The 21,798-nt window shown below is 42.1% G+C and carries 17 protein-coding genes and 2 other annotated features; of the genes, 4 read left to right on the top strand and 13 right to left on the bottom strand.

Translation table 11 applies throughout. The annotated features are described in order from the left end of the window. Nucleotides 1-10: 10 nt before the first annotated feature. Together BLW54_RS14650 and BLW54_RS14655 are read right to left on the bottom strand one after the other, a co-directional pair. Nucleotides 11-964, bottom strand: coding sequence for a 3-hydroxyacyl-CoA dehydrogenase NAD-binding domain-containing protein (locus BLW54_RS14650; RefSeq protein WP_074735439.1), 954 nt, complete (start codon nt 962-964; stop codon nt 11-13). Between the two features lie 2 nt (nt 965-966). Continuing rightward, complete coding sequence (locus BLW54_RS14655) at nt 967-1,857, bottom strand: beta-keto acid cleavage family enzyme (protein WP_074735441.1); 891 nt, start codon at nt 1,855-1,857, stop codon at nt 967-969. Between the two features lie 382 nt (nt 1,858-2,239). Between BLW54_RS14655 and BLW54_RS14660 the strand changes: the two genes are divergently transcribed. After that, complete coding sequence (locus BLW54_RS14660) at nt 2,240-3,784, top strand: BCCT family transporter (RefSeq protein ID WP_074735444.1); 1,545 nt, start codon at nt 2,240-2,242, stop codon at nt 3,782-3,784. 17 nt (nt 3,785-3,801) lie between these two features. Then, nucleotides 3,802-4,209: a carboxymuconolactone decarboxylase family protein gene (locus BLW54_RS14665; protein WP_439330200.1), complete on the top strand. Its 408-nt coding sequence runs from the start codon at nt 3,802-3,804 to the stop codon at nt 4,207-4,209. Nucleotides 4,210-4,286: 77 nt separating this feature from the next. On the opposite strand, the gene BLW54_RS14670 is transcribed toward BLW54_RS14665, so the two are convergent. The 9 genes from BLW54_RS14670 to BLW54_RS14710 form a co-directional block, all read right to left on the bottom strand. Continuing rightward, nucleotides 4,287-4,829, bottom strand: coding sequence for a TetR/AcrR family transcriptional regulator (locus BLW54_RS14670; protein ID WP_035510582.1), 543 nt, complete (start codon nt 4,827-4,829; stop codon nt 4,287-4,289). 202 nt (nt 4,830-5,031) lie between these two features. Further along, nucleotides 5,032-5,241 carry a hypothetical protein gene (locus BLW54_RS14675; RefSeq protein WP_167358825.1) on the bottom strand — a complete coding sequence of 70 codons (210 nt, stop codon included), beginning with the start codon at nt 5,239-5,241 and terminating at the stop codon, nt 5,032-5,034. Between the two features lie 338 nt (nt 5,242-5,579). Further along, nucleotides 5,580-7,514 (bottom strand): threonine--tRNA ligase, encoded by a 1,935-nt coding sequence (thrS, locus tag BLW54_RS14680; RefSeq protein WP_074735683.1) that lies wholly within the window; start codon nt 7,512-7,514, stop codon nt 5,580-5,582. Between the two features lie 48 nt (nt 7,515-7,562). Continuing rightward, nucleotides 7,563-7,787 (bottom strand) — a binding site (T-box leader). A gap of 30 nt (nt 7,788-7,817) precedes the next feature. Further along, nucleotides 7,818-8,038: a binding site (T-box leader), on the bottom strand. A gap of 200 nt (nt 8,039-8,238) precedes the next feature. Next, nucleotides 8,239-10,749, bottom strand: coding sequence for a heavy metal translocating P-type ATPase (locus BLW54_RS14685; protein WP_074735452.1), 2,511 nt, complete (start codon nt 10,747-10,749; stop codon nt 8,239-8,241). Nucleotides 10,750-10,773: 24 nt separating this feature from the next. Further along, entirely contained in the window at nt 10,774-11,142 is a 369-nt protein-coding gene (locus BLW54_RS14690; RefSeq protein WP_074735455.1) for an ArsR/SmtB family transcription factor, read from the bottom strand. Between the two features lie 429 nt (nt 11,143-11,571). Then, nucleotides 11,572-13,032, bottom strand: a complete 1,461-nt coding sequence (locus BLW54_RS14695) for a CoA-acylating methylmalonate-semialdehyde dehydrogenase (protein ID WP_074735457.1) — start codon at nt 13,030-13,032, stop codon at nt 11,572-11,574. Nucleotides 13,033-13,056: 24 nt separating this feature from the next. Continuing rightward, a complete protein-coding gene (locus BLW54_RS14700) occupies nt 13,057-14,403 on the bottom strand; it encodes a GntP family permease (protein ID WP_074735685.1) in 1,347 nt (448 codons plus the stop codon). Nucleotides 14,404-14,413: 10 nt separating this feature from the next. Continuing rightward, nucleotides 14,414-15,601, bottom strand: coding sequence for an iron-containing alcohol dehydrogenase (locus BLW54_RS14705; protein WP_074735460.1), 1,188 nt, complete (start codon nt 15,599-15,601; stop codon nt 14,414-14,416). A 139-nt stretch (nt 15,602-15,740) separates the two neighbouring features. Then, nucleotides 15,741-17,552 (bottom strand): sigma-54-dependent Fis family transcriptional regulator, encoded by a 1,812-nt coding sequence (locus BLW54_RS14710; protein WP_074735463.1) that lies wholly within the window; start codon nt 17,550-17,552, stop codon nt 15,741-15,743. 308 nt (nt 17,553-17,860) lie between these two features. On the opposite strand from BLW54_RS14710, the gene BLW54_RS14715 reads away from it, so the two are divergent. Continuing rightward, on the top strand, nt 17,861-18,130 hold the full coding sequence (locus BLW54_RS14715; protein WP_074735466.1) for a hypothetical protein: 270 nt from the start codon (nt 17,861-17,863) through the stop codon (nt 18,128-18,130). Further along, nucleotides 18,108-18,623, top strand: a complete 516-nt coding sequence (locus BLW54_RS14720; protein WP_074735468.1) for a hypothetical protein — start codon at nt 18,108-18,110, stop codon at nt 18,621-18,623. Before BLW54_RS14715 ends, BLW54_RS14720 begins: the two co-directional genes overlap by 23 nt. A 674-nt stretch (nt 18,624-19,297) precedes the next feature. Here BLW54_RS14720 and BLW54_RS20995 read toward each other — a convergent pair. Together BLW54_RS20995 and BLW54_RS14730 are read right to left on the bottom strand one after the other, a co-directional pair. Next, nucleotides 19,298-19,561: a hypothetical protein gene (locus BLW54_RS20995; RefSeq protein WP_244153524.1), complete on the bottom strand. Its 264-nt coding sequence runs from the start codon at nt 19,559-19,561 to the stop codon at nt 19,298-19,300. A 273-nt stretch (nt 19,562-19,834) separates the two neighbouring features. Next, nucleotides 19,835-21,766 carry a glycoside hydrolase family 127 protein gene (locus BLW54_RS14730; protein ID WP_074735471.1) on the bottom strand — a complete coding sequence of 644 codons (1,932 nt, stop codon included), beginning with the start codon at nt 21,764-21,766 and terminating at the stop codon, nt 19,835-19,837. Between the last annotated feature and the right edge of the window lie 32 nt (nt 21,767-21,798).

Raw genomic sequence — 21,798 nt, forward strand, 5'->3', positions numbered from 1 at the left:
AAATTCCCCTTTACGCTTTTGTTTGTTCACGTTCTTGTGGCCAGTATTCTTGAACGAGGTCATAAAGACGGATTAAGAATTCATTACGATTCTGGTCAAGTTCAGACATCGTCATTCCATTTGCCTGCTCTTCACACCCAGACACGACTTTGTCATAAAGCTCATCCGTAAGTTCTGGAGCTTCAAGCTTCGTCCACGGCTTTTTCAAAGCTGGACCGAATTGTTTAAGCATGTGGCGCATACCACCCTCTCCACCGGCCAAATGGAACGTAAGGAAAGGTCCATACTGGGCATAACGCAGACCAGCCCCGTGGGTGAATGCTTTGTCGACTTCTTCAGTCGTAGCAATACCATCATTAACAATGTGCAATGACTCTCTCCAAATGGCTTCAATTAAACGGTCAGCAATGTGACCTTCAATTTCATGACGAACAAGCAAGACACTCATGTTCATGCTTTCATAAAAATCCTTCGCTTTATCTACATTCGCTGTCGTTGTCTGTTTTCCTGGCACGACTTCCACCAATGGCAGAATATACACTGGATGGAACGGGTGGGCAACAACGAAACGCTCAGGATGCTGCAAGTCTGCCTGCAGTTCAGAAGGCATAATTCCAGACGTACTGGATCCAATCAACGCCTCCGCTTTTGCGTGCTGATCGATATTCTTTAAGACCGTCTGTTTTAACTCTTCCACTTCCGGCACGTTTTCCTGAATGAAATCTGCGTCCATAACGGCTTCTGCCATATCTTTTTCAAATGTTAAACGATCTTTGGACGCCCCTTCTGCTAATCCAAGCGCTTCAACATAGGGCCATGCCTGATCCACGGCACGACGCATGCGCTCTTCTGCTCCATCTGCTGGATCTGTGGCTACAACATCATACCCTTGGGCAAGAGCACGAGCAATCCATCCGTTTCCGATTACACCTGTGCCGACTACGGCAACCTTCTGTACTGTCATGATTATTTCCCTCCATGTGGATTTCTTAGGTTGAGATATTCACGCGCTTCTTGTGGAGTCATGGGTTCCAAATCCAATCCACCAAGCATCGTCACTGCTTTATCTACGAGCTGTTCGTTTTTCGCGACGACCCCTTTAGACAAGTAGATGTTATCTTCCAAGCCTACCCGTACGTTTCCTCCAAGCATCGCCGCCTGGGAAGCCATCGGCATTTGCATACGTCCGATACCGAACGCTGACCAGTGAGCATTTTTCGGAATACGGTTCTTCATATACATCATTGTTTCCGCATCAGCGGCAGCTCCCCAAGGAATACCAAGACAGAACTGGAACATCGGGAAGCCCTCAATCAACCCTTCTTCGACCAATTGATTGGCGAAACGGATATGACCTGTATCAAAACATTCCAATTCAGGCTTCACGCCACTTTCCTTAATCATTTTCGCCTGGTCTCGCAGCCAGTCCGTTGGGCTCAAATAAATCATGTTACCGAAGTTTGTGCTTCCACAATCGAGTGTACACATCTCAGGAAGCAACTCGCCCACAGGCTCATGACGTTCGGCTGGTGTTTGCATATCCGTACCATCGCCTCCTGCAGCAGGTGTTTGAAGACTCGGGATAAAATCACCACCGCCTCCGGACGTAATATTAATGATGACATCCGTTTCGGATTCACGAATACGATCCACAATTTCCCGGTAATGCTCCAGGTTGTGGCTGATGCCGCCTGTTTCCGGATCCCGTGCGTGAACGTGGGCGACTGTCGCTCCCGCCTTCGCCGATTCGATCGCGGATTCCGCAATTTCTTTCGGGGTGACAGGTACATGTGGATTTTTCTTCATTGTATCTCCCGCTCCTGTGACGGCAGACGTTAGCAATACTTTATTTTTCATTCCAAAGGTCCTCCTTTGAATTTGCTTATTTGATCAACCAGTTCAAACTATACCATCTGGACTGTTTAGTTTCAAATGCTTTTTCCGATAATTTTTAAGGCAGGATTTCCTCACATCTACTGAAATCCCGTCACACCTCGAAATTACCCGGATCATTTTATACAATTTTTTCTTTATAAACTGGACGAACAGAAATGAAAACATAAATCATACGAAAATAAGGGAAAAAGAAGCTTCCAACCTATATTTCCTTGAACATTGCTTCTTATTCTTCCATTTGCGCCCTTATCTTCTTTTTGAAACAAAACCGTCTGGATTGTACAGTTTTAAATGGTGCAAACGACAACAGACTTTATCGGATTTTAATAAAGGAGGAATTTCCATGAAGAAAGAACTCATTGATTGGAAAACGTTCGGAGGAGCTTTAGCTTTATTATTATTTGTAGCCCTGCCTCTCATCGTTTTTCCTGAACAAGGCAAAGAGGTCGTTTTAGCGGCCAACGAAATCGTTACCCAAAAATTAGGTTTCCTATTTCTATCCGTCGGTTTAATTATGCTTTTATTCCTGTTGTTTGTCGGGGTAAGCCGCTACGGCGATATCAAACTTGGCGATCCCGATACGAAACATGAATTCAAGACTGGTTCTTGGGCAGCGATGCTGTTCACGAGTGGAATTGGTACCGGTATTCTTTATTGGGGAGTCATAGAGTGGGCCTACTATTATGAAGGACCACCATTTGGCGTCGAGCCAGGGTCAAAGGAAGCGATCCAGTGGGCGTCCACTTATGGCTTCTTCCACTGGGGACCGATTGCCTGGGCGATGTTCGCCATTCCTGCCCTGCCAATCGGCTATATGTTCTTTGTGAAGAAAACGGATGTATTTAAAATTAGTGAAGCCTGTCGTCCTGTGTTAGGAAAATATACCGATACCTGGATCGGCCGTCTCATCGATATTCTGTTTATGTTCGGACTGCTTGGCGGCGGTGGAACAGGCCTTGCGCTTTCCGCACCGATCATTTCGGCTGGACTCAATAACCTGATCGGTATCCCGGACACGATGACGACGAAATCTGTTATCCTGCTTTTCTGTACCTTAATATTTGGATTCAGTGCCTATTCCGGTTTGCAAAAAGGAATCCGTGTATTAAGTGACATCAATTTATGGCTGGCGTTCATCTTATTGATCTTTATTTTTGCCGTCGGACCAACAACATTCATTACAGAATCCACCGGAACAGCGATCGGCCGCATGATGGACAACTTCTTCCTCATGAGCTTGTGGTCGGAGCCGTTCAATGATCTGGCTTCCTTCACACGGACGGGCTTTCCTGAAGGATGGACCGTCTTCTACTGGGCCTGGTGGATTGTATACGCTCCGTTTGTCGGCCTATTCATCGCCCGTATCTCGAAAGGACGCACGATCCGCCAAGTCGTTTTCGGGACAATCGTTTTCGGAAGCTTAGGGACAATCCTATTCTTCGGTATTCTTGGAAACTATTCCATGTACTTGGAATTGAGCGGTCAATACCCTGTCATTGAAACATTGAATAACCACGGGGCGCCGGCAGCGATCATCGGAACATTAACGGAATTGCCGCTATCCGCTATGGCGATTATCGTGTTCGTTTTACTTGCGACTATCTTCTTATCAACGACCTATGACTCCGGTTCTTATGTCATCGCATCAGTGGTCCAAAAACACGTCGAAGGAGAGCCATTGAAATGGAACCGTCTGTTCTGGGCACTCGCCCTTTCGGTCCTGCCTATGATATTCATGAACATGGGTGGACTGACAACCCTGCAGACCATCAGTATCGTCGGCGGTTTCCCACTGCTGATCATCCTGCCAATCCTTGGATGGTCATTCATTAAGATGGTCAATGAAGATCGAGAGAAAAAAGAGAAAGAAGAGAAGAAAGCATCCTAGAGGAGGAAAACAACATCATGAAAACACGCTACGAAAAAGGATTAGAAGTTCTCAAATCCTACACAGACGAAGAAAAAGGAACGAACCATTTTGAATTGATGAAAGCACTAGAAGATATCGCTCCAGACCTCGGCAAATATATTATCGAGTTTGCCTACGGTGATATATACAACCGGGATCACCTTAGTCAACAATCCCGTGCCCTGACTGTCCTCTCAAGCCTAGTCACCCAGGGGGCCGGAAGTCTACCGCAGCTCGAACTGCATATCAATACCGCGTTAAATGCAGGCCTTTCAGAAAAAGAAATCATCGAGGCCATGATTCAGCTCATTCCTTATGTAGGGTTTCCATCGGTCATCAATGCCTTAACTCAAGCTCAGCGCGTTTTCCAGGAACGTAAAACTAAAGAGAAAGCATTTGCTTAATTAGGACAAAGGCGTATCCCCAAGGAAGCTGAAAAATCATAAAAAAACACCAGTCCCCGATTGGAACTGGTGTTTTTTTATTTGGATTTATAAGATTGTTCCTTTAAACGTTCAAGGACTTGTTCTCTCAACGTTGGCGGGAGTGTGCCAAGGCCGAAAATCTCGGACAACCACAATCCATCCACCGCCAGACGAAGAATCGTCGCATCCACTTGATCAAGCCCGTCATGCTCAATATGGTTTTGCCAATCAGCGTATGTATCCTGAAGCGGTTTTAATAATTTCGGGTTGATCCCTTGAGCTGCCAGCATGCCTGCACTGATCGTCCGGTTTTCTGCACTCTTGTCATGCATGACATTAATAAAAGAACGGGCCCATTTCCCTGTTTCTTCTTCATCCTTTTCCACTAAATCTTCCACATTCTCGCGATAAATATCATTCATATACTGAACAAGCCCTTCAACGAGAGCTTCCTTTGTTGAAAAGTGATACAAAAGCCCGCCTTTGCTCACTTCCGCTCGTTTTGCAGCAGCATCCAATGTTAAAGCATCACTTCCCTGCTCTTTCACAATTAAAGCCGCCGCTTCCAAAATCTTTTGCCGTTTAGATACTCGTGGCATGTGCTTCCCTCATTTACGTTCAATTTCTCATAATGGTATCAGTAATTGCAAGAGTTTTCAATTTGATCGTTCATCCTCTTATCGCCATCGAACAATTATCAGCCATTGACCTTTTTATGGCCCTGTCAAAATGATTAAAAAATCAGCCAAAGGAGGAAAAACAATGGGTATTCAATTCCAGGAATTTCAAACATGTTTCCCCTTAGCTTCTCGACTTGTCCATGTTTCTCCTCTGATTTTCATTTATCACTAATTCTCCTACTCCCATGGCCAAAAAACCATTTAATAGAGCAAACAAAGGAGGAATATAGCCTCCTCCACCATTCGAAAAAGGGACCATTCCAAGCACAACAATGCTGCCTATAACAAAAGCCATCCCTAATAAAAACAAAACACGACCTACAAACATCATTATCTCCTTACCTACATTCACTTTTTATTTCATTGGAGTTCCTAGATGATTCCTCCATTTAAATAATATATAAAATCCAGCTATAAATTCAATCTTAGAATGGAGTTTCTTTTACACTTTCTAAAGTTGTATCACACCGCAGTAATGTTAGTTGCCTCCTGTTTCCCTTCACAGAAAATTCTATAATTCACCTCTTCGTTGACCAACTAAAACCATTTTATTGACTATCCGAAAAATACGACTTTCCGTTAAAATCCCTTCTTCTTCATTATAGATGATGACATAGAAAAATGAGAACTAGCTAAATCAGCTCCCATTTGACTCAAGTGAAATAAAGTTCAAGAATACTCTGTATCCCTTATTTCTTTATTTTCTATGGAATGTTTTATACTTAAAATAAATGCCTCTAATGTCATTTCCCTTGTTTTCTTTTCCCCATAGGATCTCACATTTACATTTCCCTCTCGAACTTCTTTATCCCCTAATACAAGAATAAAAGGGATTTTATTCATTTGTGCTTCTCTAATTTTATATCCTAACTTTTCCTCTCTATCATCATGTTCTACGCGTATTCCTTCTTGTTTTAATCGGTTAGTGACTTCTTCTGTATAACCCTTATGGGCATCATTGGATACGGGAAGTACTTTTACTTGAACAGGAGCTAACCAAGTAGGGAATGCTCCTCCGAAATGCTCAATGAGAATTCCTAAAAAGCGATCTATAGATCCGAAAACAGCCCGGTGAATAACGACAGGTCGAACCTTTTCATTTTGTTCATTAATATATTCCAAATCAAATTTTTCGGGCATTTGAAAATCCAGCTGTACGGTCGCACATTGATGACTCCTGTTTAGAGCATCTTTTATATGGATATCAATCTTAGGACCGTAAAAAGCGCCATCTCCTTCATTTATTCTAAAATCATAACCAAGTTTTTTTAACACCTCTTTTAGAGCACCTTCGGCCTGATTCCACAAACTTATGGCTCCCATAGATTTTTCAGGACGCGTAGATAATTCGACCTCGTAATGAAACCCAAATGTCCGATACACATCATCGATCAACCGTAAGACTGAAGTAATCTCTTCTTCTATCTGGGTTGGTGCAACAAATATATGGGCATCATCCTGACAAAAGGAGCGGACTCTCAATAATCCGTTTAAAGATCCACTGAATTCGTGACGATGAACTTGGCCGAACTCAGCCATACGAATAGGGAGATCTCTATAAGAGCGCAATTTATCCTTAAATATAAGCATATGACCTGGACAGTTCATTGGTTTGAGTGCGAAATGTTGATGGTCCACTTCAGAAAAATACATATTATCTTTATAATGATTCCAGTGACCAGATTTCTCCCATAATCTTTGATTCATCATCAATGGAGTCTTCACTTCTCGATAATTAAAAGAATCTTGTAAATTTCTTAGAAATGTTTCCAATTCATTTCTGATGATCTGCCCATTCGCTAGATAAAAAGGCATTCCTGGAGCTTCGTCCGAAAACATAAACAGATCCAGCTGCTTTCCTAATCGTCGGTGATCTCTTTTTTTAGCTTCTTCGAGTAAATAAAAATATTGATCTAATTCTTTCTTGGAGGAAAAAGCTACTCCATAAATTCTTTGGAGCATTTTGTTATCACTATTTCCTTGCCAATAGGCTCCAGAGACATTAGTTAAAGCGAATGCTTTAACTAAATGAGTCGATGGAAGGTGAGGCCCCCGGCATAAATCTATAAATTCTCCTTGTTTGTATATAGTGACCTCCTCTTCGGCGGGAATCTTCCTTAAAAGTTCTAGCTTTAAAGGATCTTTAGAAAAAATTTTTTCAGCTTCATCTTGTGAGACTACTTCCCTTTGGATCGGCAAGTTTTCAGCTACAATACGATTCATTTCCTTTTCAATTGTTACTAAATCACCCTTTGTAATATTCTGATCAGTGTCAACATCATAATAAAAACCACTTTCAATAATAGGCCCTATCCCTAAATTCACCTTACCGAAAAGCCGTTTTACTGCCTGCGCCAAAATGTGAGTAGCTGTATGTCTCATCACCTCTATTCCTTCAGGAGAATTAAGGGGGAGTAATTCAATTTCGCAATCTGAGTCGATAGGTCTTTTCATGTCAAATACCTTTCCATTTACTTTTCCAACGACCGATTTTTTCTTAAGACTGGGACTTATAAATTGAGCCATATCCTCCAACGTACTTTCTTTTGGAAAGAACTTTTGACTACCATCTGGAAATGAAATCAATATTTTTTCATTATTCATAAACTCACATCCTTTTATAATATAAAAAAACATACTCATCCCTCTTTAATAAGGGACGAGTATGTTTTACCCGCGGTTCCACCCAAGTTCCCATTCCCTTGCCAAAGGAATGGCTTTGGTTTACTGTAACGTAGCATTACGGTATGAACTACTTTTTCTTTCATCCATACAGCTCCAAGGTGGTAAGCTATTATGCTGCGTTGGGAGGATTACACCTTCCCTCCCTCTCTGGAAACCGTTCATAATAACTCTTGTCCTTTTCTTCACTTTCTCTTATTTAATTAAAAAACACCCGTCCCTAAAATAAGGGACGAGTGTTTTACCCGTGGTTCCACCCAAGTTCCCATCCCCTTGCTAAAGGAATGGCTTTGGTTTGCTGTATCGTAGCACTACGGTGTGGACTACTTATTTTCATCCATACAGCTCCAAGGTGGTAAGCTATTATGCTGCGTTAGGAAGTTCCCACCATTCCTTCCCTCTCTAAAAACCGTCATAATAACTCTTGTCCTTTTCTTCGCATCATTTATAAAATTTATTACAATATATCCTATTTACCAATTGTAGTCAATAAAAATTCTAAATTTTCACTCTAGAAATGCTCTTGAAAAGAACTCATATCCTCCCGTATCTTTGTGACTATTCCCTTATTTCTTAGAAATGAACGGAACATTTTTGGTAACGAGCAATAGTACCTTTCCTAATTAAAACGCTCCCTATTTTTGTCTTAACTCATACTGTTAAGAATCACCAATAAGGCTGCCCCCGTATCACTCAAAACAGCCATCCATAAGGTTAAGAACCCTGGAAAAATTAGAACAAGCGCTGCTAGTTTTGTAAACAAGGAGAACCAAACATTCTGCTTAATGATATTCATAGCTTTACGGCTTAAGCGAATCGTATGTGGCAACTTCTCTAAATTATCAGCCATGAGAACAATGTCAGCTGTTTCCATTGCTGTATCTGTTCCTGCACCTCCCATGGCGATTCCAAGATCAGCTGTGGCTAATGCCGGTGCATCATTGATCCCGTCTCCAACCATGGCTACATGTTTTCCTTCTTGTTGTAGTTTCTTGATTGCTGTCACCTTATCTTCGGGTAATAATTCAGCAAAGTATCGATCGACACCTGTTTCGCCAGCTATTTTTTTTGCCGTCCCTTCATTATCCCCTGTTAGCATGACCATTTCTGACATCCCTACTTTTTTGAGGGTTTGAATAGACTCAACGGTCATGTCACGAATCGTATCCGCAACACCAATGACCCCGATAACTTCAGTGTGCGTACCAACCAATACAAGTGTGTTTCCATTTCTTTGTAAAGAATCCATACGTTCTTCGATTTCATTTAGGGAAACATTCATTTCTTTAAACAACTTTGGATTCCCGGCAAAGTAGTCCATCCCATCTATGTTCGCTTGTGCTCCTTTTCCTGCAATCGCTTTAAATGCGTTCCCTTCCTTTCCAGAAATCTTCCGTTCTTCTGCATATGTGGTAATAGCTTGAGCGATTGGATGGGTAGAATAGGCTTCAATGGTTCGAGCAATCGAGATCAATTCTTCCCTATTGTTGTTTAAGGGGATTACTTCCGACACTTTTGGTTGACCCTCTGTTAAAGTCCCTGTTTTATCAAAGGCCATCGCTTGAATCACACCCGCTTTTTCTAAGAATGTACCGCCTTTGATTAAAACTCCATTCTTAGCCGCATTTCCAATCGCCGATACGATAGCTACAGGAGTAGAGATAACTAGAGCACACGGACAAGCCACTACGAGTAATGCAAGCCCCTTATAAAACCACTCTCCCCAAGTACCCGAACCAAACAACGGCGGAATGATCATCACGGAAAGGGCTAAACCAAACACAATTGGAGTGTAGACCCTGGCAAAACGATCGATAAACGCTTGAGTAGGGGCTTTCTTCTCTTGAGCCTCTTCCACCAAGTGAATGATCTTAGCTATCGTTGTATCCTTCACTAATTTGGTTACCTTTATTTCTAAGGATCCGCTTTCATTTACGGTTCCAGCATACACAATGTCCCCTAGTTGTTTATCTACAGGGAGGGATTCTCCAGTAATCGGAGCCTGATTAATACTCGAAGTGCCTGTCAGGACTTCTCCATCCAGCGGAATTTTCTCACCTGGTTTGACAAGGATGACATCACCGACAGTCACTTCTTCTACAGCTTTCCGGATCAGGTGATTCCCAGATTTAATGGTCGCTTCTGGAGGTGTGAGATTCATTAGGCTTCTGATAGATTCTCTCGTACGCGCAATCGATTTATTCTGAAGGGTATTTCCTAAAGCGAAAAGCCAAACAACCGTAGCTCCTTCCAACCATTCACCGATAAGAGCAGCACCGATGGCGGCTGATACCATAAGAACATTCATATCCAGGGATCCACTTTTTACGGCATAGAAGGCGCTCTTTGCTGGCTTAAATCCCCCGATAACCATAGCCACGGCATAGAAAGCCGTAAGGAACTCCATCGGGACGTTTGAAAAAGATCCCGCAAAACCAAGGGCCAGAAATATTCCGGAAACTTGAGTTGTAGATGCTCCCTCTCTCTTTTTCTTACTTGATGCTTCATTCTTTTGGTATTCGAATGAATCTAAGGCTGCCTCAAAACCCGCCCTTTGTACTTCTTTGACAATTTCCTTTTCACTCGTCGTATGATCCACATGCATTTTTCCTGTGGAAAAGTTCACTCGGACCTCATGCACCTTTGGGTTTCTTCCCAGGTGCTTTTCAATGGTCATGGCACAAGAGCCACAGTCCATGCCTTCGATTTTATAGGTTTCCATTTTAGGTGAGTGTATGAATTCAGCTTCAAATCCCAATTTCTGTACTTGCTTCGGAACCTGATTGTAAATCGTGGGGTCTCCCGCACCCACCACCATTTTCCCCGTTCCATAATGGACCTGAACCGATTGGATTCCTTTCATTTTTCGGAGGCTTTTTTCAAGAGTGGCTGCACAGGAAGGACAATCCATCCCATGAATGTTGTACTCGACAACCCCCTTTTTATCTTCTTTACCATTCAGAAGGTTGTTGTTCCCATCCTTTACACTACAGCACGATGAACTTTTTGGTAATTCTTCATGGCAACAGGTAGAAACCTTTTCTTCTTTCTCTCTTTCCTGTGTGGACCTATGGATATCTCCGCCAGCGCAACCGTGACCTCCCGACTCCTGATTGCTAGCACAACAGCTTGATTGAACCACTTTATCACTATTCATTTAATCGCCTCCTTTCAGGCATTATTAAGCTTCCTTGGAGTGTAATAATGCAACCGAAACCAATTGTTGAACATGCTCATCAGCTAAGGAATAAAACACAAGCTTCCCCTCCTTGCGGTACTTCGCTAATTTCATGTTTCGTAATAATCTTAAGTGATGGGAAGCTGTAGCCGTGGTAGATCCGATAATATTCGCCACATCACAGACACAAAGTTCCTTTTCTAAAGTTAAGGCATAGGCAATCTTCATCCGTGTAGCATCAGCCAAGGCTTTAAAAATAAGCTCTACACCCTCCACCTTTTCTATCTCTGGCTGCACCCGTTGTACAAGCGCTTCATCGTAACAAAACGTATCACATGTATCCTTGGCATTTTTTGTGACCTTATTACTCATTCCATCCACCTCATTCTAATAATCGTTTGGATATTTATTTATAGTGTATGATGCTCCTCCCTGTCCGTCAACAAAAAACATTCAAATAGGCGTTAGAATGAAAAAAGAGACTCCATAACGGAAGTCTCTTTTTTCATTCTATTCATTTCTTCCTTATAATATAGAAGGTTTTTGATGCCTCATCCCCTCAAATCCCTACTAATCCCTACTGTCTTGGATATTAAGAAAAGTTCAGAAACAATGACATAGAAGCCCTATTATCTACTTGATGATGGATTTCTTCTATTTAAATAGTCATTTTCTTATCCTCGATGATAGATGCCTTTCCTTAAAGAAAAATGCCCAGGTCGTCACGCATAAGGGGAATGGGATTAAACTAGCTGTTCAATCGGGTCAAACAACCCCTGATTGAACAGCTAGATAAAACCCTTATACCCAGCGGGATGTCAAAACTTTTTTGCGGGTGTAGAATTCCAGTCCATCTTTACCATTTGCATGAAGGTCGCCATAGAAAGAATCTTTCCATCCTGAGAATGGGAAGAAGGCCATCGGAGCTGGGACCCCAATGTTAACCCCTAACATACCGGCATCAATGGTTTCACGGAATTGACGTACTTTACCTCCATCTTTAGTAAAAATACAGGCACCGTTGGCAAAACGTGATTGGTTGGTCAATGTTACAGCTTCCTGTAAGTCTTTGACACGGGCGATTGACAGGACAGGGGCAAAGATTTCATCCTGCCAGATCTTCATTTCCGTCGTCACCCCATCAAAAATGGTGGGCCCTACAAAATAACCATTGCCCTCTACATTTTCATCCTTCCTACCATCCCGGATAAGAACGGCTCCTTCTTTTTCACCTGTTTCGATATAGTTAAGCGTGCGTTCTTTGTGATTTTCTCGTATCACAGGCCCAAGAAAAACTCCTTCTTCTAATCCATTACCGATACGTATGTCGTCTGCCTTACCCTTAAGCATATCAATGAACTCGTCGGCTACATCCTCTTCTACCGCTACTACTGAAGCGGCCATGCAGCGCTCTCCCGCCGATCCGAAAGCTGCATTCAATATTTGTGTCGCGGCATTCTCGATGTTTGCATCCTTCAAGACAATCGAATGGTTTTTGGCTCCTGCCAAGGCTTGTACCCTTTTTAAATTTTCAGTTCCTCGTTTATATACATACTCCGCTACTGGTTGTGAACCAACAAAAGAGATGGCTGCTACTTCTTTATGGTCTAACAGTCCATTCACGACATCGTGTGCCCCGTGGACAATATTAAAGACTCCCTTAGGCAGCCCGGCCTCTTCAAGAAGCTCAGCCAAACGGTTTGCCAATAACGGTGTGCGCTCAGAAGGTTTTAATACAAAGGTGTTTCCCGTTACGATGGCCATAGGGAACATCCAAGCCGGAACCATCATAGGGAAGTTAAACGGTGTAATCCCCCCTATGACTCCGATGGGATATCGATATACCCCTGAATCCAATCCTGCGGCAATAGAAGGAAGCTGTTCTCCCATCATTAAAGTAGGAGCGCCAGAAGCAAATTCTACGTTTTCAATTCCACGCTGCACCTCTCCATAAGCTTCCTTAAAGCTCTTTCCATTTTCAATCGTTACAATTTCAGCTAACTCATCCCAATGATCGACAAGCAACTGCTGAAATTTAAACAGAATCCTTGCCCGCTTAGGCACGGGAACCTCTTTCCACTCTTGAAAAGCTTCGTTTGCTGTTTTCACAGCCTCCTCTACATCTTCTTGAGACGAAATGGGAACATGGGCAATCACTTCTCCTGTGGCAGGGTTATAAACGGGCTCTATATCGCTAGATTTTGCATCCACCCATTCGCCGCCAATATAATTTTGCAACGTACCTTCGTTTATTTGTGTCATCACTAATTTCCTCCTTCATGATCATTAAAAAATAGAATACAAGATTACGGCTAAGAACATCGCTATCAATGGAACCAAAACACTTAATATAAAAATAGGTTTGTAGGCTCGTTTATGTGATTCCCCGCAAATCGCACGTATGGTAGTCACCACATAGCCATTATGGGGCAATGAATCAATTCCCCCAGAGGCAAGAGCCGAAATTCTATGCATCCCCCCAGGATCAAGTCCTTGACTTAAATAAATCGGACTTAGGATAGGCAGGGCAATTCCTAATCCACCAGAAGCAGAACCAGTAATCCCACATACGATTGTTACGCCTAATGCTAGGCTTAATAAAGGTGGACCAGGCATGTTAACTAGAGAATCGACTAGATTGTCAAAAGCTGAAACTTGTGCTGCTACACTGCCAAACCCCACAACAGCACAGGTATTCGCTAAAGCTACTAAAGCATTTTGGGTGCCAATAGCAAGAGAACCCCAAAAATCAGACAAAAACTTAGACATCGTTATGGAAGCAAAAGCGATCCCTGCCGCTAGTGCAATCAATAAAGCGGTAGTAGGATTCATGAACTGACCCAATATGTTTAAAAGGACGATAACTAAAGCCAGCGGTAAGATCGAAATAAGAATCGCCGGCAATTGCTTTATTTCTGTCTGCTCCTTTTCCTGGAGCTCACCTGCTTCCACGGCCGAAGCAGATTCATTTTTGGCCGAAGCCATTTCTTGGGGCAGCATAAAGAATTCTCCGTCTTCCTTAGCTTTCCTTACTAATCTGCCTAACCAAAAACCTCCGGCAACCATGACAAAAAATGCACATAGAAAACCAATAAAACCACCAGCTGTTGGAGTTGTTCCAAAATATTCTGTCGGAATAATATTTTGAATTTCTGGCGAACCGGGGGCTGTCATCGTAAATGAGATCGAACCGAAAACGAGGGCTGCTGGTATAAACCGATGGGGTAAGTTGGCAGCCCGAAATAATGAGACGGCAATTGGATATACGGCAAAACCTACAACAAATAAACTGACCCCACCATAGGTCATAATAGCGGCAGCTGCTACAACAGCAAATACCGCTCTTTTTGTCCCGAACGTATGTTTAATCCATTGAGCAATACTTTCTGCTGATTTTGTCTCTTGCATCACCTTCCCGAAGATAGCTCCTAATAGAAAGACTAGAAACCAGGAAGAGAAATAATCCGTAAAACCGCTCATGTAGTCTTCTTTTAGAGCGGTTGCTAGATTTAAGCCACCGGTGACTGCAACCAAAACAGAACTTAGAAGGGCAGCAATAATGATATTAATCCCCTTCATCGTAAGATAGATTAATAGAACAAGGGATAATACTAACCCGACGACACCAATGATATTCACGGCTCTACCCCAACTTACTTTCTAAGTATTCGTAGTTATAGCAAACCCTGTAGAGCTCTTCGATTTCCAGCTGATCCGGAACTCGTGGATTATTGGAAGGGCTGCCGCTTTCTAATGCATCGGTTGCCATTTTTCTGATAGCGCTGTCAAATGACTCCTCTTCGATTCCCCATTCTTTTAAATTCGGGATATTCAACTCCAAACATAAGTCTTTCACAGCATTTACGGCTAAGTCGGCCGCTTGGTTATCCGGCCATGTTTCTGAACGGGAATCAAAAATTCTGCCTAAATCGGCTAAACGTTCAATGGCATACGTTTTACTGAACTCTAATACAGCGGGTAACAACATAGCATTAGAGTACCCATGAGGAACATGAAATAATGCACCAATTGGACGCGACATCCCATGGACAAGACAAACGGAGGAATTGGAGAAAGCGACTCCCGCCTGCATGGCTCCTAGAGACATCGCTTCTCTTGCATCGATATTCTCACCATCTTCATACGCCGTTTTGATATGACCGACAATCAATTTCATAGCAGACCGGGCCATATCATCAGTCATAGGATGGGCTCTTCTAGAAATATAAGCTTCAATAGCATGGCTTAAAGCGTCAATCCCAGTTGCTGCCGTTACATTCTTGGGTGATGTTACGGTCAACAATGGATCAACAATAGCCGCATCAGGCATAAATGCCGGCTGTTTGATCATCATCTTCACATCATTCGTAGTGTTGGTAATGATCGTTACATCTGTAGCTTCTGAGCCAGTCCCAGCTGTTGTTGGGATGGCTATATGCGGAACATTTTTACTGGCGATTTTTCTTCCGCCCATGTACTCTCCAATATAACCACCATTTACGGCTAAAACAGAAACAGCTTTTGCTGTATCGATGCAGCTCCCTCCACCAAGGGAGATCACTATATCACAGCTTTCATTTTTAAATATTTTCATAGCCTCTGCGACATAGGTATCGGTAGGCTCAGATTCCACCCCTAAATATAAAGCGCTTTCAACTCCTTCATGGTTTAAATATTCCTTTGCTTTACGAACGTGCCCAAGGCTGTCCATCACATGATCGCTGACAACAAGAGCTTTGTTACCCCGCTCAGCCGCTTCTTTTCCTATTCTTTCAAAGGCATGACGGCCATAATTTACCGTAGACGGCATTCGAAATACATAGCTTTCCATTTAACTCACACCCCTTTTTTCATATTCACTTATCCATATGCAAGATTTATGCCAAGTTAAACGGACTTTCCTGCCAGCCTTTTTCACCCTCATTTGTAGATTCACCCCTACACTTTTGTATATATACATCTACACTTGTTCATTCTAACCGATACTTTTTCAGCTTTTGATACAAAGTTGTTCGATGAATCCCTAGTTGTTGAGCAGCTTTAGTTTTATTCCCATCGGTTTGCTTCAGCGTTTTTTCTATAAGGTCCCTTTCTCTTTCCATCTTTTCATTTTTCACTTGATGAAAAAGGGAGTATGAAGACTCTTCCATTGGACTTTTACGGCGTTCTTCTCTTATAAATTCCTCTGGAAGGTGATTCGTGTCGATCATATCTTCATCCACCATAACGACCAATTTTTCCAATGTATTGATTAATTCTCTAATATTCCCCGGCCACTCATAATTCATAAATATAGCCATAGCCTCCGATGTCAAACCTTTTCGAGAAACCTCATATTTCTTGCACAACGCTTTTAAATAATAGGAGACAAGAGGTGGAACATCATCTGGTCGGTCCCGCAGTGGTGGAATAGGTATTTCGAGGATATTTAAGCGATAGTAGAGATCTTCCCGAAACTCTCCTTCCTCTACTAATTCTTTAAGATTTCGATTGGTGGCTGCTATGATTCTAGTATTGATGTTATAGACATGCGTGCCTCCTACACGTTCTACTTGTTTTTCCTGAAGGACCCTCAGCAATTTTGCCTGCATCATTAACGGCATTTCCCCAATTTCATCTAAAAATAAGGTTCCGTTTTGTGCTAATTCAAATTTGCCTGGCTTTCCTCCTTTACGAGCCCCAGTAAAGGCTCCTTCCTCGTAACCAAACATTTCCGATTCAAATAACTGCTCAGGAATAGCTCCGCAATTCAAAGGTACAAAAGGGCCTGATGAAAAGGAGCTCAAGTGATGAATGCCTCTTGCAAACAATTCCTTTCCCGTTCCACTCTCGCCTGTAATTAAAACGGTGGCACTCGTTTTGGCTACCTTCCGTGCCAACCGTTTACGGTCCGCGTTCCTTTCACTATCCCCTATAATTTGGTCGAGGGTCATTTTATAAGTCTTTGTTTGTTTTTGCTCTGTTGTTTTTTGAGAGCTCTCTAGTTCCCGTTGGGTTCCCTGTAGTCTTTCATAAATTCGATATACCTCTGTAACCCCTTCAAAAATCAGCATCCCAATAGCCCCCACCACTTTACCCTCTTTCCATATTGGAATACGATGAACAATCATCGGCTGTCCTTGAATATACTGAATAACCCCTCTTTCTGGCATCCCTGTTTTTAATGTTTCAGGTAATCTTGTATTATCAATCACGTCTTCTACATGACGCCCTAACGCATGGTCTTGAGAAATACCAGTGAAGCGGCTATAGGAATGATTAAATTCCCTTAGTATCCCATTTTCGTCTACAACGGCTATCCCTTCATAGGCACTTTCCAAAATGACAGGAAGAATCTCAGCTGAATGTTCTTTTTCATTTATCTTTTCAAAATAACTTGTAAACCCTTTCAATATTTCGTTTTTTGATAGGATTCCCATGAACTGATTCTGGTCATTCACCACATTAAAATAGGAACATTTCGTCTCCACTAGATCTAATAAAGAATCGTTTACATTTACAAGGTGATTTAGATCTCCTACCTTTGTGTCTTTCAATCCCTTTCCTGGTCTGTTCATCAATTCTTTCCCGAGTATAGGCCACGTCGCAATCCCTGCTGGTTGAGAATCATCCCCAAGAACAGGCAAAACGTCTGTATCCAGCTCAACCATCATTTCCGCTGCTTCTCTCACAGTCATATAGACTGAAATATGAGCAGGCGGCTGAATCATCCAATTTTCCATACGTAAAGGATTATCTTTTCCGGCCTGTTGATTCGGTTGATTTATAAAATTCTTCCCCATGTAAACCTCTTCTCCCTCTACATTTGTAGACATTTATTTTTAATTATTACAAACAAAGGGACTTCACACAAATAAGGTTCACATGAGATCAGCGCCTTTGGTGTTTAATTAATGTTTCCCCCTTGTCTTCAGCACCCATTCTTATAGAGAAGACATCCATTCCAAATCTTTGATATTCAGCGGATACAATGGGCGATGAGGCAAGGATTTTTAATCCCCACTTTCGCCCACACAAAGTTTTTTAAAGGGCAATAGGATATCACAAAAGATTGAGTTTCCAAAATTTCAAGAAAAGGATGATTCTAAAGATGAAAAATCGTAATTGTGGGAGAAAGATCGAAGTTCCAGGAAAATTACCAATCAAACCTAAAAAACGCCAAAAGGAATGTAAACCAGAACCGGAACATTGTCCAGAAGAACCGAAAGTATGTGATTCCACTTGTCAATGTAACGCGAAAGCACCAGGTCCAAAACCAGCAAAATTAACCAATGATTGTGTAGTCGTGAATTCATTGGTTGGTTCAAAAAACCGTACAAAAAGTAGGAGAAGTGACATTGCCACTCACTGCTTTTGGTGATATAGGCGCAATAGATGGCCTTATTAGCGTCAGCGTGGAACCTGACCTTGACGCCATTACCCAGAATGTAAGAGTCATTAAAGATAAAGTCGTCAATATGGGTCTAATCCCAGCAACGCTCACTCTTAACATTGCTGGGATACCAGTCGGTACTCCACTAAACTTCCCTATTCAATTCCAAGGTCATACGGATTTCCCTGGAGCTTGTCCTGAGGATACGGTCCAGGAAACGCCGCTTGAAGTAGAGGGTATCTTCACACAACCTGGTATTGAGATTTTTGACCTTGCAGGTGTGGAATTGGTTGAAGGTGTTTGGGTTAAAATCGTTTTGCGCACGACTATTACCGTCACACGCCCAGTCATTCAGGATCGCTTTGGTCATGTTTGTGATGTAAATCCAAATAGATGTGAGAACAATACCACTCCGCCTTCTTTCACACTCCCTGCTCCCCCTGAAAATGGAGGACTTTTAGGTGGAGGCGGAGGTGTTTAACCAGAGGAATAGACAGGAACGGGTCTAATCAGGAGCTCGATATAAAAAAGATACCCTTTTAGGCGTCTCTTCCTGGACACTAAAGTCTTTAGCCACCCGGACTTTTCCTATAAGAATAGTCTTATATCCACTTTTTATGGAAGAGGATTTCATGGGAGCATTTGGATGGTCATGGATTTTTATTCTTACAACCTCCCCCCTACAATCCTTTCTTTAAAAATGAAACTTTCGGCTTTCCCAAAGTGAGTGATCCCCGAATAATGGAATGTTGTCCTTATTCGGGGTTTTTATTTTCAATCTTCCTTTATAGTTGAATAAAAGGATTGGAGAAAGATTTTAAGATCATCCTTACTGAGCCATAAACCACTCCAATCATGATCAGATTTTTTTCCATTCCTTATCTATTTAAAATCTTATACTCTCTACATGCTTATCGCTTTGGTCACATTTCCAATAGGTTTGGAGTCCATTATTTTTTAAACAGCTTTTCTTGGCACTTGAATGACTAATAGAATGAGAATAAGTAAACCAACGAAGATGCTAGCGAATTTATTACTATTAAAGCTTTCAGGGTGAGGGTTAGAATGCCTGAAAAACCTAGAGTGATAGGGCTTAAAATGGAAATGATGATATACCTGGCTTTAGATAGTTTTTCTTCCGTTTGTACATAACCATCAAATATCGTAAGTCCGATCCATGTTTTTTGAATGAAGGGTGATGGATATTGAATGAGAAGGCAGACCAAATTCATTAAAGGAAATAGACGAAAAAATATGGATCGCACCTATGGTCATCCGTCCATTTAAGATCATGAAAGGAATGGAGAATATCATAGCGGCGCTCAAACTTTTTGGCTCCTTCATTGGAACCCATCTATTTTCAATAAGATGAAGGTGTGTTTTGGCATTCGTTTTTGGCATCCTGTTTTGTATTCTCATCAGCCCCCCCTATTTTGTTCATACGTCTATTTTACAAAGGATCCTAAATGATAGAACTCAAAAAGAACATTCTAATAAGCTATCCACCTTTTCACTTTATTTACTAAATGACTATGTAAATGCAGCAAGAAGAATTAAACAGTCCAGGCCACCATTCCAATTATTTCAAAAGATTTGCTTTGTACTCAACTTTTTTAAATAAGAAAAGACGCACTTCTAGCAAGAGTTGCGTCTCGATTCATAACCTATTTAAATCTTCATTCTTTAAAATCTCTAAAGCTTTTCATTGATCCAAACAACCATCCCGCCCGGCTCCCTATTACACCAAGCATAATAGGGAATAGCTTTTAAATGAATCGGCTTTACTTCCTGATCACTTGTACTGTATAATGCATCCTTCCACACACTCCCTTCCACCCTTTCAGCTTCCCCAAAGAGCGTAACGACACCGCCCAGCAGATCCTCTTCATACTCAAATTTAAGATCAGCATCTTTAGGGAGGTAAATCGAGTGGAGCTCCTTACCATGATCAACTTCTTCCAAGCAATACACGATCGGTCCTCTTTGAATCGCCACTTTCCCCAAGCTATGCCTTACTGAAGGATGGGAACGAACCCTTTGAATCTCCATATCTAAATTCAGTTCGACTGTATCGCCTTGCTTCCACGTACGGGAGAGGCGAGCATATCCATTTTTCATGATCGGTTGGAAGTCCATGATCTCCCCATTTATTTTTACGTCAGCTTTTGTCGCCCATCCGGGGATCCGAAGAGCCAGCGTAAAAGAGGTATCAACTTCAGGTGAAAGCTTAATAGTGACTTCCCCATCCCAAGGATAGTTGGTCTTCTGTTTAATTTCCACTTGGTGACCGCCGACTTCCATGTTATTTTCATTGCTCATATATAAATGGACAAAAATTTCTTCTTCCCTTTTTGTGTAAATATAGTGGGAGATCGATGCAATTAGACGTGCCAGGTTCGGCGGGCAGCAGGCACACCCATACCATTTCTGCCTAACAGGCGGTACATGTTTCTTTTCATCACGACTTTCCACTTCCTTCGGGACCACTTCAAGGGGGTTGACGTAAAAGAATGTCCGCCCGTCTAAATCCATACCGCTGATCGCCCCATTGTATAATGCCCGTTCCATTACGTCCGCATATTTATGGTGAGCCTCCAGGTCAAGCATTCGCTTAGCCCAGAAAATCAAACCAATGGAAGCACACGTTTCCGTATAAGATAAATCATTGGGAAGATCGTAATCAAAAGAAAAAGCTTCTCCATATTCCATAGAACCTATCCCTGCGGTCAAATACATCTGCTTGTTGGTCACATTATTCCATAGTTTTTCACATGTTTCTTTTAGCGAGGGATCATTGGTGTAAGCAGCTAAATCAGCCATCGCTGAATACATATACACCGCCCGAACCGCATGACCTGTGGCTGTTTCCTGTTCTCGAACAGGCAGGTGGGATTGACTATACCTATATCCCCCTGTGAACCAATAAGGCTTTTCTTCCTTTCTTGCTTGTTTTTCCAAATCGAAATAATGAGGCCGCTTGCCTCGTTCTTCAATAAAGAACTCGCTTAATTTCAAATATTTATGGTTGTTAGTGACTTCATACAGTTTCACCAGCGCAAGTTCGATCTCCTGATGTCCCGGATATCCCTTCCTTTTATGGTTTTCAGGTCCGAAGGTCTCCTCGATATAATCGGCGTATCTGATCATAATATGGAGGAATTTATCTTTTCCCGTCGCTCTATAATAAGCAACCGCCGCCTCAATCAAATGACCGGCACAATACAATTCGTGATGGTCACGTAAATTCGTCCAGCGCTGATCAGGTTCTTTGACCGTATAATAGGTATTTAAGTAACCATCTGCCCCTTGCGCTTTCTCCAGAAGGTTAATGACTTCATCCGCTGTCGTTTCCCACTTAGCATCTGGTTCATTTTCCAGCAGAAAAGCGACAGCCTCCAACCATTTGGCGACATCACTGTCTTGAAAAACCATGCCATAGAATTCTCCTTCTGATTCCCCTGCAGCTATCCGAAAGTTTTCAATCGCATGACTGGGCTCTGTATCAGGCAATCGATCATTTAAAGCCTCCCATTGATAAGGGATCATTTGATTTTTGACGATGTCTAATCGTTTTTTCCAGAATCTGTCGGTGATTTTCACATGACTCTCCCACACTTTTTCCATGTAAATCACAAGTCTCCTTTAATGGATTTCTA

The organism is Halobacillus karajensis (assembly GCF_900108515.1).
Classification (GTDB): domain Bacteria; phylum Bacillota; class Bacilli; order Bacillales; family Halobacillaceae; genus Halobacillus; species Halobacillus karajensis.

Coding starts and splice junctions, on each gene's coding strand:
- BLW54_RS14650 (WP_074735439.1), bottom strand. CDS start 964: ATGACAGTACAGAAGGTTGCCGTAGTCGGCACAGGTGTAATCGGAAAC.
- BLW54_RS14655 (WP_074735441.1), bottom strand. CDS start 1,857: ATGAAAAATAAAGTATTGCTAACGTCTGCCGTCACAGGAGCGGGAGAT.
- BLW54_RS14660 (WP_074735444.1), top strand. CDS start 2,240: ATGAAGAAAGAACTCATTGATTGGAAAACGTTCGGAGGAGCTTTAGCT.
- BLW54_RS14665 (WP_439330200.1), top strand. CDS start 3,802: ATGAAAACACGCTACGAAAAAGGATTAGAAGTTCTCAAATCCTACACA.
- BLW54_RS14670 (WP_035510582.1), bottom strand. CDS start 4,829: ATGCCACGAGTATCTAAACGGCAAAAGATTTTGGAAGCGGCGGCTTTA.
- BLW54_RS14675 (WP_167358825.1), bottom strand. CDS start 5,241: ATGATGTTTGTAGGTCGTGTTTTGTTTTTATTAGGGATGGCTTTTGTT.
- thrS (WP_074735683.1), bottom strand. CDS start 7,514: ATGAATAATGAAAAAATATTGATTTCATTTCCAGATGGTAGTCAAAAG.
- BLW54_RS14685 (WP_074735452.1), bottom strand. CDS start 10,749: ATGAATAGTGATAAAGTGGTTCAATCAAGCTGTTGTGCTAGCAATCAG.
- BLW54_RS14690 (WP_074735455.1), bottom strand. CDS start 11,142: ATGAGTAATAAGGTCACAAAAAATGCCAAGGATACATGTGATACGTTT.
- BLW54_RS14695 (WP_074735457.1), bottom strand. CDS start 13,032: ATGACACAAATAAACGAAGGTACGTTGCAAAATTATATTGGCGGCGAA.
- BLW54_RS14705 (WP_074735460.1), bottom strand. CDS start 15,601: ATGGAAAGCTATGTATTTCGAATGCCGTCTACGGTAAATTATGGCCGT.
- BLW54_RS14710 (WP_074735463.1), bottom strand. CDS start 17,552: ATGGGGAAGAATTTTATAAATCAACCGAATCAACAGGCCGGAAAAGAT.
- BLW54_RS14715 (WP_074735466.1), top strand. CDS start 17,861: ATGAAAAATCGTAATTGTGGGAGAAAGATCGAAGTTCCAGGAAAATTA.
- BLW54_RS20995 (WP_244153524.1), bottom strand. CDS start 19,561: ATGAGAATACAAAACAGGATGCCAAAAACGAATGCCAAAACACACCTT.
- BLW54_RS14730 (WP_074735471.1), bottom strand. CDS start 21,766: ATGGAAAAAGTGTGGGAGAGTCATGTGAAAATCACCGACAGATTCTGG.